The sequence below is a fragment of the Mesorhizobium sp. M0514 genome (genome assembly GCF_040321145.1).
GTDB lineage: Bacteria > Pseudomonadota > Alphaproteobacteria > Rhizobiales > Rhizobiaceae > Mesorhizobium.
In genome coordinates this window covers 38,603-57,599 of the sequence record NZ_JAMYQZ010000003.1, presented here as the reverse complement: position 1 = coordinate 57,599, position 18,997 = coordinate 38,603, and the positions used below count along the sequence as shown (strand labels likewise).

Here is an 18,997-nt window from a genome sequence, read left to right as displayed (position 1 = left end):
AACAAGAGCTTATAGCGCCTCGCATGAAATCGGGTTCATGCGATGCGCTCTAAGTTTTTCCTTGATGCATGTCGTATCGCAAACCGGATCACTTTTGCTCGATATGCATCAGGTCAGGAGCCGACTTCGTCCACGCCGTCAACGAGCTGCGGGCGCAGGTGCAGATAGCGCGTCGCCTTTCGCTTGGCGGCGATGTCGGCCCAGACGCGTTCGATCTGTGAGGCGGCCAATCCCGCCGCTTGCCCTACCACCTCGGCGGACACGCCGTTGTTGAGGCCGTAGAGACACAGATCCATCCGATCGTAAGGCAGGGAGAAGTAGAATTCTTCCTGCGTCTGCGCCAGCGAGTAGGTGTCGGTGGTCGGCGGCCGGTTGCGGATCTCTTCCGGAATGCCGAGATAGGCGGCTAGCGCATAGACCTGCGTCTTGTAGAGATGCGCGATCGGCTTGACGTCGGCGGCGCCGTCGCCGTTCTTGACGAAGAACCCCTGGTCGTATTCCAGCCGGTTCGGTGTGCCGAGCACGGCGAAGTTCAGCCGGTCGGCATGATAATATTCGAGCTGCTTGCGGGTGCGCTGCTTCATGTTGGTGGCGGCAACGATGCCGAGGTAGACAGCCACCGGCATCCGCAGTTTCGTCTGCTTGCCTTGCGGGTCCTGCACCACCAGCGACGAGATGTTGTAGCCCTCGCCTTCGAGCACGTTCGCGATCACGATCTTCGAGGCCCAGCCCTCGCCGTAGTCCGGGACCAATTCGCGGATGAAGGCGTCGCGGCGTTCATAGCAGCCCATTGCCCGCAGGGTCGGCCCGATATCCTCCACAACGGCCTCGACGCCGAAAGTGTCGGCGACCAGATGGCCGAGCCGCAGGCTTTCGGGGTCGGAATCGCTTTCCGGCATGAGGACGCACAGCACATTCTGGTGGCCGACGGCCCGCGCGGCCAATGCAGCCGAAACGCTGGAATCTATACCGCCCGAAAGACCGAGCACGAGGCCGCGTTTGCGAATGCCGCGCAACTGCTCGCGCAGGGCCGCCACGATCCTGTCCGTTTCGGCGGCGGGATCGATGGCGAGGGCTTGCGTGAAGGCCGGCGCATCCTGGGTTGAGCCGATGTTCATTGCTCGGCCTCCATCATCTCAGCCGCGAGCCGGCGGCTGACCTTGCCCGACTCCGTCTTCGGCAATTCGCTGCGGAACTCTATGATTTTGGGGACCATGAAATCCTCCAGGTGGCGCGCGCAGTGACGAATGATGTCCTTTCCGCCAAGCGCCGGGTCGGACCGCACGACGAGCGCGCCGATCGCATGCCCCAGCACCGGATCCGGCACGCCGACGACCACCGCTTCCGCGATACCTGGATGGGCGTGGAGCACGGCCTCCACTTCCTTGGGGGCGACCTTCTCGCCACGCGTCTTGATGATGTCGTCCTTACGCCCGACAAAATAGAGAAAGCCGTCCTCGTCGGTCTGGAACAGGTCGCCCGTATAGAGCACCTTTTCCCAAGGGTTAGGCCCCGGCCGGAGCGCTCGTTCCGTCGCGGCCTGGTTGCGCCAATAGCCCTGCATGACGTGCGGACCGCGGATAACGAGCTCACCTGCCACGCCCGCCGGCACGCGTTGTCCAAGGTCGTCGACGACAAAGGCTTCCGTGTTGGGGATGGCTATGCCGACCGACCCTGGCCGGCGGTCAAGTTCCTCGGGTGGCAAATAGGTGCAGCGCTTGCATTCGGTCAGCCCATACATCGAATAGATCCGGACGCCGGGCAGCAGCGAGCGCAGGCGTTCTATGTGGGCTGGCGGCAAGGCGGCCGCGGTGTTGGAAATATAGCGGAGGCTGGGCAGGAAACCCGGCGCCAGATCACGCATCTGCAGGATCATCGCCGCCATGGTAGGCACCAGCGGAAGGCCGGTGACGCCCTCTTTGCGGATGCGTTCGAAGATCTCGTGCGGGAAGGCGAAGGACTTCTCGAGCACCAGCGTGGCCCCGAGCCTGACTGCCATCAGCAACTGATAGAGGCCATAGTCGAAGGCAAGCGGGAGGACGTTCAGGATGATGTCGTCCGGCGCGTTGCGCAGATAGGTGGCGATCGACCCCGCGGCAGCGTCGCAATTGCGATGCGTCATCATCACACCCTTGGGCCGGCCGGTCGAACCTGACGTGTAGATCAGCATCGCAAGGTCGACGTCGATGCCGCGATGGTTCACCTCCGCGCCATCGAACGTCAGGCAGTCAGTCAGGGACGCGGCCCCTGCCGGGCATTGCCCATCGGCCCCAGGGGTGGAAGCCACGAAGATGCCGGTCTTGCCTTGCGATGCGCAGGCTTCGGTGACCACGGGCACCAGCTTCGCCTGCGTCAGGACCGCCCTGGCGTCGCAATCGGCGATGACGTAACCGAGCTTGTCGGCCTTTGTGGAGGGGTTGATCGGACTGAAGGTCGCACCTGCCTTGAGTGCGGCAAAGATCGATACGGCGGCCTCCCAGCAATTGTCCATGAAGATCAGAACGCGGTCGTCGCGCCTGATCCCATTCATGAAGAGAGCGGTGGCCAGCCGGCTCGAAAGGTCGTCGAGTTCTTCGTAGCTCAGCCTTTTGCCCCTGGTGACCAATGCCGTCTTGGCCGGGTGGGCAGCAGCCTTCGCCACCAGAAAATGCTCGATCCGCACGGGACGTTCCTCGCCGTTGGCGCTTACGCTGCCAGCGTTTGTGCTCTCGCCTCGATGAAGGACGAGATGCGGTCAAGCGAGTCCAGGTTGGTCGGAACGATGTCGGCATCCACCATCGCGATGCCGAAATTGTCCTCGATGAAGGCCACCAGCTCAAGCACCGCAGTCGAGTCGATAATGTCGTTCTCGATCAGCGAGGCTGAATCCGACAGTTTGTAGGAGGTGTCGCCGAACAGGAAGTTGTCGACGATAAAGCTTCTGACCCTGTCCTTGATTGCCGTCATCGTGTCTTTCCTTTCCTCGCCGTCTCAGGCCGCTCTTGCCGCGCCGACCGCTTGGCCGGCGAAATTCTTCTGCCACAGCTGCGTCGACAGAATGCCGACGAAGGCGGCGTTGTCGCGAAATCCGGTCGCGGTCTCCATGCGGCATTTCTCGTGGAGCTTGGCCACCGCCTTGGCGTTGAACAGGCCGCCGGCGGTAATGCTCGCCTCGCCCAGGCAGTCACGAACATAGTCTAGTTCCTCCGCCCCGACGAAGGAGCGGGCCTCCGGGGCGCGGTAAGGTTGCTTGGTGCGTTTACCGATCGCCGCCGGAAGGTGGTGCCTGGCCACCTTGCGCAATATGTGCTTCTCCATCAAGCCTTTCAGTTTCATCTCCGGCGGAAGTCTTGCCGCGAACTCTACCACGCGATGATCCAGGAAAGGAAACCGCCCTTCGATGCCGTGCGCCATGGCCATCCGATCGCCTTGGCTGGAGAGGATGTAGCCGGGCAGGAGGAAGCGGGTTTCGAGATATTGCGCCTGATGCAGCGGATGCCATAGGGAAAACGCCTCGGGTAGGCGGCTGGTCAGCTCTTCAGCTGCGTCATAACCCTTCAACGTCGCGCGCAGGTCGCCGGAAAAGAAGATTTTCGCCGCCGCCGTGGTCTTGAAGCGTGGCCGATGCGAGAACAGCGGATCGTCGAGGGCAGCGTTGCTGGTGCCGAAGAAGGCAGCCAGATACTCCACCGATTGCTGTTGCAGGCCCGGCAGATACGGGTAAAGCCGGCGGAACAGCTGCGGCCTCATGCGCGATGTGGGCTGCCGCCCGCAGAACCGGCGGACACGCGCCTCCTTGAAGACGTCGTAACCGGCGAAGACCTCGTCGGCGCCTTCACCCGTCAGCACCACCTTCAGGCCGGCCTGGCGAACCAGGGCGGACAATTTGTAGAGTGGCGCTGGCGCCGTGCGGATGATCGGCCGCTCGGCAAAGCGGATGACCTCAGGAAAGACGCTGGCGATATCGCGGGCGCCGCATTCTATGGCGTGGTGGCGCGTGCCGAGCGCCGAGGCCATTTCGGTCTGAAAGGCGCTTTCGTCATGCTCGGCGCTGTCGAAGGTTACGGAAAATGTCTCCAGTCTCCGAGGAGTCATGCCGGCGGCAAGCGCCGAAACGAGCGACGAATCGAGCCCTCCGGAAAGATAGGAACCGACCGGCACGTCGGCCCGCATGCGAAGCCTCACCGCATCGGTCAGAAGGGCTTGCAACTCCTCTGCCGCGTGGTCCTCGTTCGTGATCTTCGACGGCTCATCACGATGCGGATAGTCCAGGTGCCAGTATCGTCTGACCGTGACCTGCCCCTGCGTCGCGATCATCACACTTGCCGGTTCCAACTCGTGGATATTGCGGAACGCCGTGCGCGGAGCGATCGGCGCCCACAGCGTAAAGATCTGATCCAGCGCAATCGGATCAATTTCAGCGGAGACGCCCGGGACCTTCAACAGGGCTTTGATCTCCGAGGCAAAGTAAAGCACCCCGTCATTACTTGTGTAGAAGAGCGGCCGGACACCCATCCGGTCTCGTGCAAGCACCATTCGTCGCTGCCGATTGTCCCATATCGCCAAGGCGAAATCACCGTTCAGGAGAGACAAGCAGTCTTCGCCCATCTCCTCATAGAGCTGAAGGATGACCTCTGTGTCGCTCGACGTCCGAAAGTGTCGGCCCTTGGCGATCAGCCCTTCGCGCAGTTCTATGTAGTTGAAAATCTCACCGTTGAACGCAATCGTCAAATTGCCGGCCTCGTCGGACATCGGTTGCTGGCCATCGCCGATGCCGATCACCGACAGCCGCGCATGCCCGAGCCCGGCATCGGGTGCTACGAATTTCCCTTGCTCATCCGGCCCACGATGGGCAATTGCGGCTACCATGTGCGTGAGCAAAGCTTCCGCATCCCGGATTGACCCGAAATAACCCCCGAATCCACACATCCCTTGAACTCATATTGAACGCTAAGGAACGGAACATAACCTCGATAGTGGCATCTGAGGTTAATCCGATATTTTCACCGAGCATGTGGTTAACAAGAAGTTTGCCACGATGTGGTCTTCGTGGCTAGGACGCGATGGCTCTCCTTCACCTCGCGGTTGCGGCCGTAATAGCCGGAACGATAGCCCAGGCTCGCTCTAGGCCTTTTTTCCGGGTTGGCATGGCTGGACACGGGCAGCTAAGGCTGGAAATGTGATTGCACGTCTTCGCTGCCGGGGGGCTGGCCGGAGGACGAGGAGGTGGCGCTGAATTTCGAATATATTGCCGGCCATCCGGCGCTGCACCGTCATGTCGAGGCGCAGTCGAAGGCGCTGCTGCATATCTATGAAACGAGCCCACGCCTGGCCGCCGTGTTCGCCACGCAACAGCGCTGGTTGCTGGCTCACACCGGCCTAGCCCTGCATTTCGCCCGCGACCCGCGCGATCCCCGCACGGAACTGACACTGGCCCGCTTCATCGATGCCGTGCTTCACTATTCCGTCGCCAGCCGCAACACGGCCGAAGCCTTCATCAAGGAGATGCTGTACTATCACATCATCGAATACCTGCCGCACACCGGTGATGGACGAGCCCATCCCTTTCAGGTGACGGCAGCGACGCTGAAGGAATTCGATGGCTGGGTGGTTGCGCATCTGCGCACGCTCGACGGTCTCGACGGCGGCGACCGCCTCGCCGCCTTTCTCGAGCAGCACGGCATGATTGCCAGGCTGCAGCCGCTGGTGGCGGAAGGCCTGCTCTCCTCCAACCCTGTGCGTGAGCCCAAGCAGACGTTTTCGCTGTTCATCTGGCTCAACAATGGCGGCATCGTCATGGATTGGCTGATGTCTGGCATCGATCCCGACAATGCCGGCCTCGACCGGATCCCGACCAGCGTGGTTTCGATCGGCGAATTCGCCAGTTGGCTAAAACTCTCGCGCACCCATCTTGCGCGCAAATTGCGCGACGCCGAAAAGCTCGGCAGCGTCGGCTGGCTAGGCCAGCGCGGGCATTCGGTGATGTGGGTGTCGAACAGCTTCTACCAGGAATACATGACCGTCCAGGCCGCCAAGCTTGCCGTTATCGATGCCGCGTTCGAAGCCTGCCGACCGGCGTCGCCGCACGCTGGCTGAACGTTCGGCGCAGACGCTGTTGCGCAGCCGATCGTGCCGACCGCGAGGACCCGTCCGGGCGCATGGCCGAGGTGGCCTTTCCGCCGTCGGGATACGGACATCTGGACAGCGGGGGCGAAGCCTGAAAGCGGAACGATCCGCGCGAGCGGCAGCGATCCGCCCGACGGGTTCGGGTGGATCAACTGGTCAAAAGCCGGGCGCAGCATCTCAATCGATGTCGAATGACACGCCCTGCGCCAGCGGCAGCGCCTTGGAATAGTTCACCGTGTTGGTGGCGCGGCGCATATAGGCCTTCCAGGCATCGGAGCCGCTCTCGCGGCCGCCGCCGGTTTCCTTCTCGCCGCCGAAGGCGCCGCCGATCTCGGCGCCCGACGTGCCGATGTTGACGTTGGCGATGCCGCAATCCGAACCATCGACGCCGAGGAAGTGCTCGGATTCCTGCAGGTCGCGGGTGAAGATCGACGACGACAGTCCGGCGCCGACCGCATTGTGCTCGTCGAGCACGGCATCGAAATCGGAATATTTCATCACGTAGAGGATCGGCGCGAAGGTTTCTTCGGTGACAGGAGCCACCTGCTTCGGCATTTCGACCAGCGCCGGATGCACGTAATAGGCATCGGGATGGCCATTCTCGACCCGCGAACCGCCGGTCAGCTTGCCGCCGTGAGCGGTGGCTTCCTTGAGCGCCTTCTGCATGGCGTCGAAGGCCGCCTTGTCGATCAGCGGCCCGACGAGCGAAGACGTCTCCAGCGGATTGCCGACCGAGACGCTCTCATAGGCCTTCTTCAGCCGCGGCAGCAGCGCGTCATAGACGCTGTCATGCACGAACAGGCGCCGCAGCGTCGTGCAGCGCTGGCCGGCGGTGCCCATGGCGCCAAAGGCGATGGCGCGCAGCGCCATGTCGAGATCGGCGGTCGGGCAGACGATGCCGGCATTGTTGCCGCCGAGTTCGAGCACGGCGCGGGCAAAGCGCTTGGCCAGACGCGGGCCGACATCCCGGCCCATGCGGGTCGAGCCGGTGGCCGAAACCAGCGCCACTTTCGGGTGGTCGACCAGGATCTCGCCGACGGAGCGGTCGCCAATCAGCACCGGTGCCAGGCCCTGCGGCGCATCTGCGCCGAAGCGCTTGACCGCGGCGGCAAAAATCGCCTCGCAGGCGAGCGCCGTCAGCGGCGTCTTTTCCGAGGGCTTCCACACCACGGCGTCGCCGCAGACCAGCGCGAGCGCCGCGTTCCACGACCACACCGCGACCGGGAAGTTGAAGGCCGAAATGACGCCGACGACGCCGAGCGGATGCCAGGTCTCCATCATGCGATGTCCCGGACGCTCGGTGGCGATGGTCAGACCGTAGAGCTGGCGGGAAAGGCCGACGGCGAAATCGCAGATGTCGATCATTTCCTGGACTTCGCCGAGGCCTTCCGACGGGATCTTGCCGACCTCGATCGACACCAGCCGGCCAAGCTCGGTTTTGTGCGCGCGCAACTCCTCGCCGAGCAGCCGCACCAGTTCGCCGCGCCGGGGACCCGGCACCATCCGCCAAACCTGGAACGCCGTGTGCGCGGCATCGATGGTCTTGGCCGCATCGGCCGGCGAAATCGTCTTCAGCGCCGCGATCTGTTCACCCGTCACCGGGCTGCGCACGACGAGGTCGCCGCCGGTCAGCGCGTCCTTGGCCACACCCAGTTTCGCCAGAAGTTCGGCCGTTTCCTTCGCTATCGTCATTTTTGTCCCTTTCAGATCCGCTCGCCATCATAGGGCGGCGGTCGAGCCTTGGCGCCATTATCGCCCGCATGCCGCAGGCGCTGTCATGGCGTGCCATTACTCGTTTCAGGGGAAAATCGCCACCCCGGCATGGTCCAAGCCGGGATTGCACGATTGAGCCAGAGGAGGAACAGGCTTAGTGCGCTGTCTTCGCCGGCGCCTTCACGGCTCCGTCTCGCATCAGCCGGTCGATATGCATGCGGATATGGGCGGCTTCCGCTGCCGTGTTGGCCAACGCAATGGCGCGATCGAAGGCGACACGCGCCTCTTCGCCACGGCCGAGCTGCATCAACAGACCGCCCTTGAGGCCGAAGAAGTGGAAATAGCCGGACAGCCTCTCGCCTAGCGGCTCGATCATGGCAAGGGCAGCTTCCGGCCCGCGCACCTTGGCGACCGCAACGGCACGGTTCAGCGTCACCACCGGCGAAGGTTGCATCGCCTCCAGCAGGCTGTAGAGCAGGTCGATCTCTGTCCAGTCGGTCTCCTCGGGGGTTGCCGCCCGCGCATGAAGGGCGGCGATCGCCGCCTGCACCTGGTAGGGTCCGGGCTTCTGGTGGCGCAGGGCCTTGTCGACCAGCGCCAGGCCTTCGTCGATCATCTTGCGGCTCCACAGCGAGCGGTCCTGGTCGTCGAGCAGCACGATCTCGCCATTCTCGTCGAAGCGGGCCGGCGCGCGCGCATGCTGCAGCAAAAGCAATGCCGTCAGGCCCATGATCTCCGGCTCGGTCTGGAACAGCCGCAGCAACAGGCGAGCCAGCCGGATCGCTTCCTCGCAAAGCGGCGCACGCGCCGGCGCCTCGCCGCTGTTGGTGGAATAACCTTCGTTGAAGATCAGATAGACCATGGCGGCGACGGCGGCGAGCCGCTCCGAGCGCTCGACCGCGCCGGGCGTCTCGAACGGCACGCCGGCATCTGCAATGCGCGCCTTGGCGCGCGTGATGCGCTGTTCCATGGCGCTTTCGCCGACCAGGAACGCACGCGCGATCTGCTTGACGGTGAGACCGGAGACGATGCGCAGCGCCACCGCGATCTGCTGCGTAGGCGGCAGATCCGGATGGCAGCAGATGAACAAGAGCCGCAATATGTCATCGCGGTAGTGCGCGCCGTCCAGCCGTTCGGCGATATCGCTCTCGGCATCTTCCAGGTCCGAGATCTGGTCCTCTTCCGGCATCGGCGCCTGCTTGGCGCGCTTGCGCACCGCGTCGATGCCGGTGTTGCGGCCGACAAAGATTAGCCAGGCCGCAGGATCGCGCGGCGGCCCGTTCTGCGGCCAGTTCTTGAGTGCCCTCAGGCACGCGTCCTGGAAAGCTTCCTCCGCCGTATCGAGATTGCGGAAATAGCGCAGCAGCGCACCCATAGCCTGCGGGCGGGCAGCGCTGATCGCCGAGCTTATCCAGGCGAGGTCTGTCATGTGGCTACTCTGGTTGGGTTGAAGACGGAAACCGGTCGGATCTCATAGGATCCGCCGCTGGGATTGACCTCGGAAAGCTCGCGCGCGAAGTCGACGGCTTCGTCGAGATCGGCGCATTCCAGCGTGTAGAAGCCGAGGAACTGTTCCTTGGTCTCGGCAAACGGGCCGTCGATGACGACCGATTCGCCCTTGACCTTGCGCAGCGTCGTCGCGGCGGTGGTGGGCAAAAGCCGCGCCACCGGCCCAAGCCGGCCGGCTTGAGCATATTTTTCCTGCACATGCATGAGCTTTGCCATGACCTCGTCATCCTGTGCCTTGCTCCAGGAGGAGACGACATCTTCGGAGGCATAGCAGAGGATAGCGTAGAGCATGGGACGTCCTTTTCTGTCTCAAAGGACGAAACAGTAGGGCCTGTGCCGACATGGCGTCGACAAAAAAGTTACGCCATTTTTGTCAGCCTTCGCTTGCCTTCAACCATCTCAGCACAAGAGCCTCTTCATCATCGAGACCGTCGATCGCTCGCTTGCGCTTGTTGGCCTCGGTCATTTCGCTAAGCAGCCGCCCTTCCACCCAGGCTTCGAAAACCTGTGGATGGATGTAGCATTTGCGGCAGACGGCGCGTGTGTTGCCGAGCCGCTCGGCCACCTTGTCGATGACCGCGTTCATCACACGCTTGGTCTGCGCCTGGCTTTCGGGAAGCTCCGTCCGCGCAAACAGCGACGCGGCATGGATGGTGCCGCCCCAGGTGCGGAAATGCTTGGAGCTGAAATTGGCGCCGATCGCGTCGCGGATATAGCGGTTGACATCGTCGGAGCGCACTCCATGCCTCTCGCCGTCCTCGTCGAGATATTGGAACAGTTGCTGCCCCGGAATATCCTGCGCGCCGCGCACGACCCGGGCGATGCGGCGGTCGACCAGCTTCAATTTCCATTCCTTGCCGGACTTGCCCTTGAAGGCAAAGCGCAGGCTCGATCCCTTGATGTCGACGTGGCGGTCGCGCAGCGTCGTCAGCCCAAAGCTCTTGTTGTCGCGGGCATAGGCGGCATTGCCGACCCGGATCATCGTGTTGTCGAGCAGCCAGACAATTGCCGCCACGACGCGCTCGGCCGGCAGGCCACGGCGGCGCAGATCGGCATCGATCCGGCGGCGCAGCTCCGGCAGGCTTTCGGCAAAGGCGACAAGGCTGGAGTATTTGGCGCCGTCGCGCTCGGCGGCCCACAGCGGATGGTAGCGGTACTGTTTGCGCCCGCGCTGGTCGCGGCCGGTCGCCTGGATGTGGCCGGCGGGATCGGGCGAGATCCACACATCCGTCCATGCCGGCGGAATGGCCAGCGCCTTGATGCGGGCAATGGCTGCCGCGCCGACGGCCTGTCCTTTCGCGCCCTTGTAGGAAAAGCCTTCGCCCGCCTTCAGGCGCCGGATCCCCGGCTCGCTGTCGCTGATATAGGTGAGCGAGGCCTGTTCGGCAGCGGTCTGCGCGCCGTTCTTCGGCGCCCCATCGTCCCCCTGTCCGGCCGCCGACCGGCCGGATGGCGTCCCAGATTTGTCCAGCATGCCCGCTCCACGAGATTTTTCTCGTAGATAAGCGCCAAGCCGACTGCTGGTTCCGCGCTCAAGCTTTTTCCAGCGCGACCGGGATGACGTCGACGGCCTGGTCGCCGACCTGGCCGCCGGTGGTTTTCAGCACGCCGACGATCGGAGCCACGTCGGAATAGTCGCGGCCATAGCCAACGGTGATGTGGTCGTTGCTGGCCCGCATGCCATTGGTCGGGTCGAATTCCTGCCAGCCGGCATCGCGCCCACACCACACCTTGACCCAGGCATGCATGGCATCGGCGCCTTCGAGCCGCGGCTTCCCTTTCGGTGGAATGGTGCGCAGGAAGCCGCTGACATAACCCGCAGGAATACCTAGCCCGCGCAGGCCGGCGATCATGATGTGGGAGAAGTCCTGGCACACGCCCCGCTTCAAACGGAAGGCATCGCTGGCCCCGGTACGCACCGTGGTCGCTTCCCCGTCATAGGTGAAGTCGCGGTGGATGCGGTTGCACAGATCGATGGCCATGCCGACCGTCGAGCCGCCGGCGCTGTCGCGGGCATAGGCGGTGATCGCCGCATCGATGCCGGCATGATCGCTGGCGGCGAGAAAGTGATGCGGTGCATCCGGCGCCAGTGACCGTACGGCGCCGAGTTCTTCCCGCAGGCGCTGTAGATCGGGCGACACGTCGAGCCCAGGCTCCGGCCGTGACACCGACACGCGCGCGCTCATTCTGATGTCGAGCCCGTCATGGACGTCGCGAAACGCGATCGCGGTGACATTATTGCCGAAGAAATCGGCAAAATCCGTGCGCTCCGATGGGGTCGGCACAAACGAAAGCGAGGCCGCGATCACGCGCTGCACGCCGGCAATGGTCGGCGGCAATACACGCACCTGATGCCGGCTGCCACCGGCCGCGGCGTCATAATCGTAGCTGAGATGAAGCCTGATATCGTACAGCATGCTAACCGAAATACGCTTTAGCCAGGCTGCTGTAGAGGTTGCCGATCTCAGTTGCTAGATCGTCCAGCACCTCCGCCGACATCTCCGATGGCTCCATGACGGCAATTGCCGTGTTGAGCTGCAGGATTTCCTTGGCCGCGACCGACATATGCCCCTCCGGGCCAACCGATGGCAACAGGCCGATCTCCGCCTTCAGCCGTTCGAGTTGGAACAGGATCGAGCGCGGGTTGAGTGGGTCGAGCGCCAAGAGGTCGATCACCGTGCGCCGTCCGGCCCGCACCGGATATTGCCGGCGGTGGGTCATGACGCTGTCGCCGATCTCCAGCATCATGTCGAGCGAGCCGTCCGGCGCACCGGACCTTGTCAGTCGGGCTAGCGTACGGGCGATCTGGATGCCGCGCTCGATCCGCCGGCCGATCTCGAGGAAACGCCAGCCGGTGAAACGGTACATATTCTCGTGCAACAGGCCGGAGAAACCGGCGAGCTTGCGCAGCATGACCGTCATCGCCCGTGTCGCGTCGTCACCCGGCGCCACCGTGGTGGCGAACTGATGAATGGTCTTCGACAGGTCCTTCAGCGCCAGCCAGCCATCGGGCGAAAAGCGGTCGCGGATCTGTCCGGCGCTGTAGACGGCGTTGTCCAGCGTGCCGATCAATCCGGGCGGAATGGCCGCTTCGAGATCGACGCCGAAGGGTTCGAGATAGTCCCTGATATCGGCGAGCAGCAGCATGTCAGGATCGGACGTCTCGGCCAGCCGCACATGATAGGCGCGCAGGATGCGAACCGTATCCTCCGAGCGCTCGATATAGCGGCCGAGCCAGGTCAGGTTTTCCGCCGCGCGGCTGGGCAGGCTGCCCGGCATGGTGCGGACGAAGCTGTCATGCTCCTGCGGCAGCAGCGTCTCGCGCTCGACCGACCGGTCGCTGACCACCCAGACGTCGGCCGCCTGGCCGCCGCGCTGCATGGCGATGGCCGTCGGGTCGAGCGAAAGGCCGACACGGGCGAAACCGCCCGGCATTACCGTCCAGCCATCGGGCGTGCGCGCCAGATAAACGCGCAGGCTTGCCGGTCGCGGTTCCAGCCAGCCGCCGACATAGACCGGCGTCGTCGACAGCGTCACCGCTTCCTGGCCGACGAAACCGCTGCCATCGCTCTCGATGCGCGCGATCAGCGCGATGCGTTCCTCCGGCGTCAGTGCCGAACCGAGCCTGGTCTGGCCGTCATCCTCGAAGGCCAGCCGCGTCGACAGCGCCGGACCGATCACCATGCGATCGATATTGGCAAGCACATGGGCCCGTTCGGTTGCTTGCCCGCACCACCAGGTGGCGACGCTTGGCAACAGAAGTTCTTCGCCGCGCAATGCGCGCGAAATCTTCGGCAGGAAGGCGAGCAGCGCCCGGGTTTCCATCAAGCCCGACCCCAGCGCATTGACCGTAGACACGGTGCCGCGGCGGATCGCCTCGACCAGCCCCGGCGTGCCGATATGCGAGTCCGACCTCAGCTCCAGCGGATCGGCAAAGGCGGCGTCGAGCCGCCGCCACAGCACGCTGATCGGCATCAGCCCCGAAACCGTGCGCACCATCAGCTTTCCGCCGGCGACGGTCAGATCCTCGCCCTCGAGCAGCATGATGCCGAGATAGCGGGCGATATAGGTGTGCTCGTAATACGTCTCGTTGAGCGGCCCCGGCGTCAGAATGGCGACGCGGCCGTCATTCTCCTTCGCCATGCCGATCAGAGCATCGCGAAAGCGACGGAAGAAACCGGCCAGGCGATGCACATGCATCTCGCCATAGACGTCGGACAAAGCCCGCGTCGTGGCGACGCGGTTTTCTAGCGCAAAGCCGGCGCCCGATGGCGCCTGCGTGCGGTCGCCCAGCACCCACCAGCTTCCATCCGGCCCACGGCCGAGCTCGAAGGCGCAAAAATGCAGGAAATGACCGCTGGCCGGCATGGTGCCGACGACGGGGCGCAAAAATTCGGGGCTCGCCGCAATCAGGCCTGCCGGCAGGATTCCCTTCTCGATCAGCCGGTTCGGGCCATAGATATCAGCGACTATCTCCTCGAAAAGGTGGGCGCGCTGGACGAGACCGGCGCTGATCCCGGCCCATTCCTTGTCTTCGATCAGCAGCGGGATATGCGCCAGCGGCCATTCGCGCTCATTGGCGCCGGCCTTGTCATAGACGCGGTAATAAACCCCGGCGTCGCGCAGATACTGGTCGGCGCGGGCAAAGCGCTGGCCGAGCTTTTCCGGGCCTAGTTCCTCCAACGCCTCGATGAAGGGCGCCCAGGCCGGACGCGGACGGCCCGAAGCATCGACCATCTCGTCGACGACGCCGTCAATCGGCTGGTAGTGCTCCAGCAGACTGTGCCTCAGCGGCTTGCCGCGGACCTTTTTCTGATTCCCCTTTGCCATCGCTGATCAGAGTCTTGCTGGCCGCCTGAGGTCAAGGGTCATGGGGAAGTCTTCAGAGGCTTCTTCATTGCGCAGCACATAGGCCGACGGCGTGTGGCCCCGCGGCTCGAAGCGGGCGAGACGGCGCGCCTCGGCCTCATTGCCGTTGACCGGGAAGGTGTCGTAGCTGCGCCCGCCGGGATGCGCGACATGGTAGACGCAGCCGCCCACCGCCCGCCCCGACCAACGGTCGTAGATGTCGAAGACGAGCGGCGTGTTGACCGGCAGCGCCGGATGCAGGCCCGACGAAGGCTGCCAGGCCTTGAAGCGCACACCGGCCACCGCGACCTCGCGATTGTCGGTGACCTTCATCGGCACGATGCGGCCATTGCAGACAATGGCATGACGTTCCGGGTTGAGGCCTTCGGTCCTGACCTGCAGCCGTTCGACCGAGGAGTCGACGAAACGCACAGTGCCGCCGATGGCGCCTTGCTCACCCATCACATGCCACGGCTCCAGCGCCTGCCGCAGTTCCAGCTTGATGCCGGCATGCTGGACTTCGCCGCAGAACGGAAAGCGGAACTCCAGCTGGGCATCGAACCATTCCGGCCGGAATTCGAAACCGTTGGGCTTGAGGTCGTCGAGCACGTCGAGGAAATCCGCCCAGACATAATGCGGCAGCATGAAACGGTCATGGAGCGAGGTGCCCCAGCGCACGAAGCGGCCATCAAGCGGGTTCTTCCACGCACTGGCGATGATGGCGCGCACCAGCAATTGCTGCGCCAGCGACATGCGCGCATTGGGCGGCATCTCGAAACCGCGGAACTCGACAAGCCCAAGCCGGCCGGTCGGGCCATCGGGCGAAAACAGCTTGTCGATGCAGATTTCCGAGCGGTGCGTATTGCCGGTGACATCGGTCAACAGGTTGCGAAACAGTCGGTCGACCAGCCAAGGCAGCGGTGGGTTGCCCTGGCCCGGGTGCGGCACCTGCGCCATCGCGATCTCGAGTTCGTAAAGTGAGTCGTGCCGCGCCTCGTCGAAGCGAGGCGCCTGGCTGGTCGGGCCGATGAACAGGCCGGAGAATAAATAGGATAGCGACGGGCGCCGCTGCCATTGCAGCACCAGGCTCTTCAACAGATCGGGCCGGCGCAGGAACGGGCTGTCATTGGGCGTTGCGCCGCCGACGACGACATGGTTGCCCCCGCCGGTACCGGTATGGCGGCCATCGATCATGAACTTGTCGGCACCAAGCCGTGTCTGCCGTGCTTCCTCGTAGATCGCCGTCGTCGTCGCCACGCAGTCCTGCCAGTTGGCGGCCGGATGGATGTTGACCTCGATGACGCCGGGATCGGGTGCCACCCTGATGACGTTGAGGCGCGGATCGTGCGGCGGTCCATAGCCTTCGATATGCACGGGAAGGCCGATCGCCTTGGCCGCGTTTTCTGCGGCTGCGGCGAGCTCGAGATAGTCTTCCAGCGCCTCGACCGGCGGCATGAAGACGCACAGCCTGCCATCGCGCGGCTCGACCGAAAGTGCTGTACGCACCGCGCCGCCGATCTCGGTGATCTCCTGCTCCACCCGGTCTTGCTGGCCGGTCGTCGCAGTGAACGATACCGCCTGCTGGCGCCGCGCCATCTCGTCGGCGCCTTCCAGTTCGGCCGGAGCCGGTTCTGGCAGTATGGCTTCCCGCGCCGGCAGCGGTCCACGCGGCAGCGACGGATCGACCGGCACGATATAGGGGAACTGTGCCGGCGGCACATAAGGCAGCGTGCCCAGCGGCAGGCGGTAGCCGACCGGGGAATCGCCCGGCACCAGGAACAGCCGCCCGCGCCGCGTCTTCCATTTCTCCGAGCGCCAGTGCGGGTCCGATGCCTGGCTGTTCCAGCGCTGGACCGGCAGCACATAGCCGGATGGCTTGGTCAGCCCGCGCTCGAACACTTTCGCCATGCGGCTGCGCTCTTCCGGGTCTTCCAGTTTGGAGTTGGACGGATCGACATTGTCGGGCAGCTTGCCTTCCTTCAGCAGCCATTCGGCCGGGTCCTCATAGGCCTCGCTGACCATCGCCTTGTCGATGCCGAGTTCGCCGGCGATTGCCGTCAGCAAGCTTTCGGCTTGCTGCGGCCCGACCTTCGCATCGCTCTTTTCGTGTGCGATCAGCGACGGATCGCTCCACACCGGCTGGCCGTCGGTGCGCCAATACAGCGAGAAGGTCCAACGCGGCAGGCTCTCGCCCGGATACCATTTGCCCTGGCCGTAATGGAGGAAGCCGCCCGGCGCGAAGCGTTCGCGCAATTTCCGGATCAACGCATCGGCCTTTTCGCGCTTGGTCGGGCCGACGGCGGCGGTGTTCCACTCGGCGGACTCGAAATCGTCGATCGACACAAAGGTCGGCTCGCCGCCCATGGTCAGCCTGACATCCCCCGCTTGAAGTGCGGCGTCGACCTTGTTGCCCAGCGCATCCAGCGCCTGCCAGCTTTCGTCCGAGAACGGCTTGGTGATGCGCGGATGTTCGGCGATGCGGTCGACCCGCATGTCGAAGCCGAACTCGACATTGGCGAAGCTCGCCATGCCGGAGATCGGCGCGGCGTTGCGGAAATGCGGCGTGGCCGCCAGCGGCACATGGCTTTCGCCGGTGAGCAGGCCGGACGTCGGATCGAAGCCGATCCAGCCGGCGCCCGGCAGATAGACCTCGCACCACGCGTGCAGGTCGGTGAAGTCGACGGCGGTTCCGGCTGGGCCATCGAGCGCGACCAGATCGGGCTTCAGCTGGATCAGATAGCCTGAGACGAAACGCGCGGCGAGGCCGAGATTCCTGAGAATTTGCACCAGCAGCCAGCTCGAATCCCGGCACGATCCCTTTTTCGCGGCCAGCGTTTCCTCCGGCGAGAACACGCCGGCTTCCATCCGCACGATATAGGCGATCTCCCGCTGCAGCCGCGCATTGAGGTCGACGACGAAATTGACGGTGTTGGTGGCGCTACGGTCGATGGTTGCGAGGAAAGCCGACAGCAGCGGCCCCGCCGGCTCCGGCGTGCGGTAGATGGCGAGATCGTCCCTGATGTCTTCGGGGTACTCGAACGGGAAGGTCTCGGCCGATGGCTCGACGAAGAAATCGAACGGATTGTAGACCGTCATGTCGGCGACGAGGTCGACCTCGATCTTCAATTCCGTCACTGGTTCCGGGAAGACGAAGCGGGCCAGGAAATTGCCGTAGGGGTCCTGCTGCAGATTGACGAAGTGGTTCGCCGGCCCGACCTTCAGCGAATGGCTGAGCACCTTGGTGCGGGAATGCGGTGCCGGCTGCAGCCTGATGACCTGGGGCCCGAGAACCACCGGCCGGTCATACTTGTAATGGGTCAGGTGGTAGACGGCTGCCAGTATTGCCATGGGGCCCCGGAGATCGGCGTTTCTTCAGCCGAACCCTGACACATCTATTGGCCATTCTCCAAGCAGAGATGTTGCGCTGCACCTAAATTAAGCAGCCGAAGCCGGCTACGCTGTGTCGAGATTCAGGTCAGGCCGAGTCGAAAATGGCTGATACCGAGAACCGGAGCAGAGCGTACTTTTCGTACGCGAGCACCGGAAGCGCAGGCATCGGCCATTTGCAGGCCGGCCTCACCTGAACATCGGCACAGCTTTAGAAAAACGCCTGTATCCCCGTCTGAGCCCTGCCAAGGATCAGCGCATGCACGTCATGCGTACCTTCATAGGTGTTGACCGTCTCCAGGTTCTGCGCGTGGCGCATGACGTGGTAGCCGATCTGGATGCCGTTGCCGCCATGCATGTCGCGGGCCTGGCGGGCGATGTCGAGCGCCTTGCCGCAATTGTTGCGCTTGACGATCGAGATCATCTCCGGTGCCATCTTCCCTTCATCCATCAGCCGCCCGACGCGCAGCGAGCCCTGCAAGCCGAGCGCAATCTCGGTCTGCATGTCGGCGAGCTTTTTCTGGAACAGCTGCGTGCCGGCGAGCGGCTTGCCGAACTGCTTGCGGTCGAGCCCATACTGCCGGGCCCGGTGCCAGCAATCCTCGGCGGCGCCCATCGCGCCCCAGGAAATGCCGTAGCGGGCCCGGTTGAGGCAGCCGAATGGGCCGCCGAGGCCCCTGGCGTTGGGCAGCAGCGCGTCTTCGCCGACTTCGACGCCTTCCATCACCACCTCGCCGGTGATCGAGGCCCTAAGGCTGAGCTTGCCGCCGATCTTCGGCGCCGACAGCCCCTTCATGCCCTTCTCCAGTACGAAACCGCGGATTTCGTCCTTGCCGTTGTCGCCCTTCAGCTTCGCCCAGACCACGAACACGTCGGCGATCGGCGCGTTGGATATCCACATTTTCGAGCCGGAAATCTTGTAGCCGTTCGCCGTCTTCTCGGCCCGCGTCTTCATGCCGCCCGGATCGGAACCGGCATCCGGCTCGGTCAGGCCGAAACAGCCGATCCATTCGCCCGAAGCCAGCTTCGGCAGGTATCTCTTGCGCTGTTCTTCCGAGCCATAGGCATGGATGGGGTACATCACCAGCGACGATTGCACCGACATCATCGAGCGGTAGCCGGAATCGACCCGCTCGACCTCGCGCGCCACCAACCCGTAGGTGACGTAATTGGCGCCGAGACCGCCATATTCCTCAGGGATGGTGATGCCGAGCAGGCCGGCCTCGCCCATCTCACGAAAAATGCCGGCGTCGGTCTTTTCCTCGAGATAGGCCTCCTCGATGCGCGGCGCGAGCTTGTCGGCGGCAAAGGCGGCCGCGCCATCGCGCACCATGCGCTCATCCTCGGAAAGCTGGTTCTCGATCAGGAAGGGGTCTTCCCAGACGAACGCGTTCTTGTCGGCGGCCATGGCTTCGCTCTCTCCCAAAATCTTGAA

13 protein-coding genes are annotated in these 18,997 nt (G+C 63.9%); 1 reads left to right on the top strand and 12 read right to left on the bottom strand.

The window, feature by feature from the left end; genetic code table 11:
• Positions 1–113: 113 nt before the first annotated feature.
• The 4 genes from nadE to asnB are packed head-to-tail and all read right to left on the bottom strand — an operon-like array spanning position 114 to position 4,908.
• Complete coding sequence (gene nadE, locus NKI61_RS02030) at positions 114–1,118, bottom strand: NAD(+) synthase (protein ID WP_352560399.1); 1,005 nt, start codon at positions 1,116–1,118, stop codon at positions 114–116.
• Complete coding sequence (locus NKI61_RS02025; protein WP_023686310.1) at positions 1,115–2,662, bottom strand: class I adenylate-forming enzyme family protein; 1,548 nt, start codon at positions 2,660–2,662, stop codon at positions 1,115–1,117. Before NKI61_RS02025 ends, nadE begins: the two co-directional genes overlap by 4 nt.
• Positions 2,663–2,685: 23 nt before the next feature.
• The gene (locus NKI61_RS02020; protein ID WP_023686311.1) at positions 2,686–2,946 is read right to left on the bottom strand and encodes an acyl carrier protein; all 261 of its coding nucleotides are present in this window, start codon (positions 2,944–2,946) and stop codon (positions 2,686–2,688) included.
• Between the two features lie 24 nt (positions 2,947–2,970).
• On the bottom strand, positions 2,971–4,908 hold the full coding sequence (asnB, locus tag NKI61_RS02015; protein ID WP_023737699.1) for an asparagine synthase (glutamine-hydrolyzing): 1,938 nt from the start codon (positions 4,906–4,908) through the stop codon (positions 2,971–2,973).
• Positions 4,909–5,205: 297 nt separating this feature from the next.
• Here asnB and NKI61_RS02010 point away from each other — a divergent pair, with 297 nt between their 5' ends.
• Complete coding sequence (locus NKI61_RS02010) at positions 5,206–6,075, top strand: hypothetical protein (protein WP_023737698.1); 870 nt, start codon at positions 5,206–5,208, stop codon at positions 6,073–6,075.
• A gap of 207 nt (positions 6,076–6,282) precedes the next feature.
• Here NKI61_RS02010 and amaB read toward each other — a convergent pair whose 3' ends face one another.
• The 8 genes from amaB to NKI61_RS01970 form a co-directional block, all read right to left on the bottom strand.
• Entirely contained in the window at positions 6,283–7,797 is a 1,515-nt protein-coding gene (gene amaB / locus NKI61_RS02005; protein ID WP_352560397.1) for an L-piperidine-6-carboxylate dehydrogenase, read from the bottom strand.
• 175 nt (positions 7,798–7,972) lie between these two features.
• Complete coding sequence (locus NKI61_RS02000) at positions 7,973–9,247, bottom strand: RNA polymerase sigma factor (protein ID WP_023707663.1); 1,275 nt, start codon at positions 9,245–9,247, stop codon at positions 7,973–7,975.
• The gene (locus NKI61_RS01995) at positions 9,244–9,618 is read right to left on the bottom strand and encodes a YciI family protein (protein ID WP_023671781.1); all 375 of its coding nucleotides are present in this window, start codon (positions 9,616–9,618) and stop codon (positions 9,244–9,246) included. The genes NKI61_RS02000 and NKI61_RS01995 overlap by 4 nt, the downstream gene beginning before the upstream one ends.
• Before the next feature lie 82 nt (positions 9,619–9,700).
• Positions 9,701–10,801 (bottom strand): DNA topoisomerase IB, encoded by a 1,101-nt coding sequence (locus NKI61_RS01990; protein ID WP_023686314.1) that lies wholly within the window; start codon positions 10,799–10,801, stop codon positions 9,701–9,703.
• A 58-nt stretch (positions 10,802–10,859) separates the two neighbouring features.
• Entirely contained in the window at positions 10,860–11,744 is an 885-nt protein-coding gene (locus NKI61_RS01985; protein WP_023683456.1) for a transglutaminase family protein, read from the bottom strand.
• Between the two features lies 1 nt (position 11,745).
• Positions 11,746–14,157 (bottom strand): circularly permuted type 2 ATP-grasp protein, encoded by a 2,412-nt coding sequence (locus NKI61_RS01980; RefSeq protein WP_352838752.1) that lies wholly within the window; start codon positions 14,155–14,157, stop codon positions 11,746–11,748.
• Between the two features lie 6 nt (positions 14,158–14,163).
• Positions 14,164–17,523: a transglutaminase family protein gene (locus NKI61_RS01975; RefSeq protein WP_352838751.1), complete on the bottom strand. Its 3,360-nt coding sequence runs from the start codon at positions 17,521–17,523 to the stop codon at positions 14,164–14,166.
• A 250-nt stretch (positions 17,524–17,773) separates the two neighbouring features.
• Positions 17,774–18,970, bottom strand: a complete 1,197-nt coding sequence (locus NKI61_RS01970) for an acyl-CoA dehydrogenase (protein ID WP_023699743.1) — start codon at positions 18,968–18,970, stop codon at positions 17,774–17,776.
• Positions 18,971–18,997: the final 27 nt, after the last annotated feature.

What these genes read in the sequence shown, in the direction of transcription:
- nadE (WP_352560399.1), bottom strand. Translation starts at nt 1,118, where the DNA reads ATGAACATCGGCTCAACCCAGGATGCGCCGGCCTTCACGCAAGCCCTC.
- NKI61_RS02020 (WP_023686311.1), bottom strand. Translation starts at nt 2,946, where the DNA reads ATGACGGCAATCAAGGACAGGGTCAGAAGCTTTATCGTCGACAACTTC.
- asnB (WP_023737699.1), bottom strand. Translation starts at nt 4,908, where the DNA reads ATGTGTGGATTCGGGGGTTATTTCGGGTCAATCCGGGATGCGGAAGCT.
- amaB (WP_352560397.1), bottom strand. Translation starts at nt 7,797, where the DNA reads ATGACGATAGCGAAGGAAACGGCCGAACTTCTGGCGAAACTGGGTGTG.
- NKI61_RS02000 (WP_023707663.1), bottom strand. Translation starts at nt 9,247, where the DNA reads ATGACAGACCTCGCCTGGATAAGCTCGGCGATCAGCGCTGCCCGCCCG.
- NKI61_RS01995 (WP_023671781.1), bottom strand. Translation starts at nt 9,618, where the DNA reads ATGCTCTACGCTATCCTCTGCTATGCCTCCGAAGATGTCGTCTCCTCC.
- NKI61_RS01990 (WP_023686314.1), bottom strand. Translation starts at nt 10,801, where the DNA reads ATGCTGGACAAATCTGGGACGCCATCCGGCCGGTCGGCGGCCGGACAG.
- NKI61_RS01985 (WP_023683456.1), bottom strand. Translation starts at nt 11,744, where the DNA reads ATGCTGTACGATATCAGGCTTCATCTCAGCTACGATTATGACGCCGCG.
- NKI61_RS01980 (WP_352838752.1), bottom strand. Translation starts at nt 14,157, where the DNA reads ATGGCAAAGGGGAATCAGAAAAAGGTCCGCGGCAAGCCGCTGAGGCAC.
- NKI61_RS01975 (WP_352838751.1), bottom strand. Translation starts at nt 17,523, where the DNA reads ATGGCAATACTGGCAGCCGTCTACCACCTGACCCATTACAAGTATGAC.
- NKI61_RS01970 (WP_023699743.1), bottom strand. Translation starts at nt 18,970, where the DNA reads ATGGCCGCCGACAAGAACGCGTTCGTCTGGGAAGACCCCTTCCTGATC.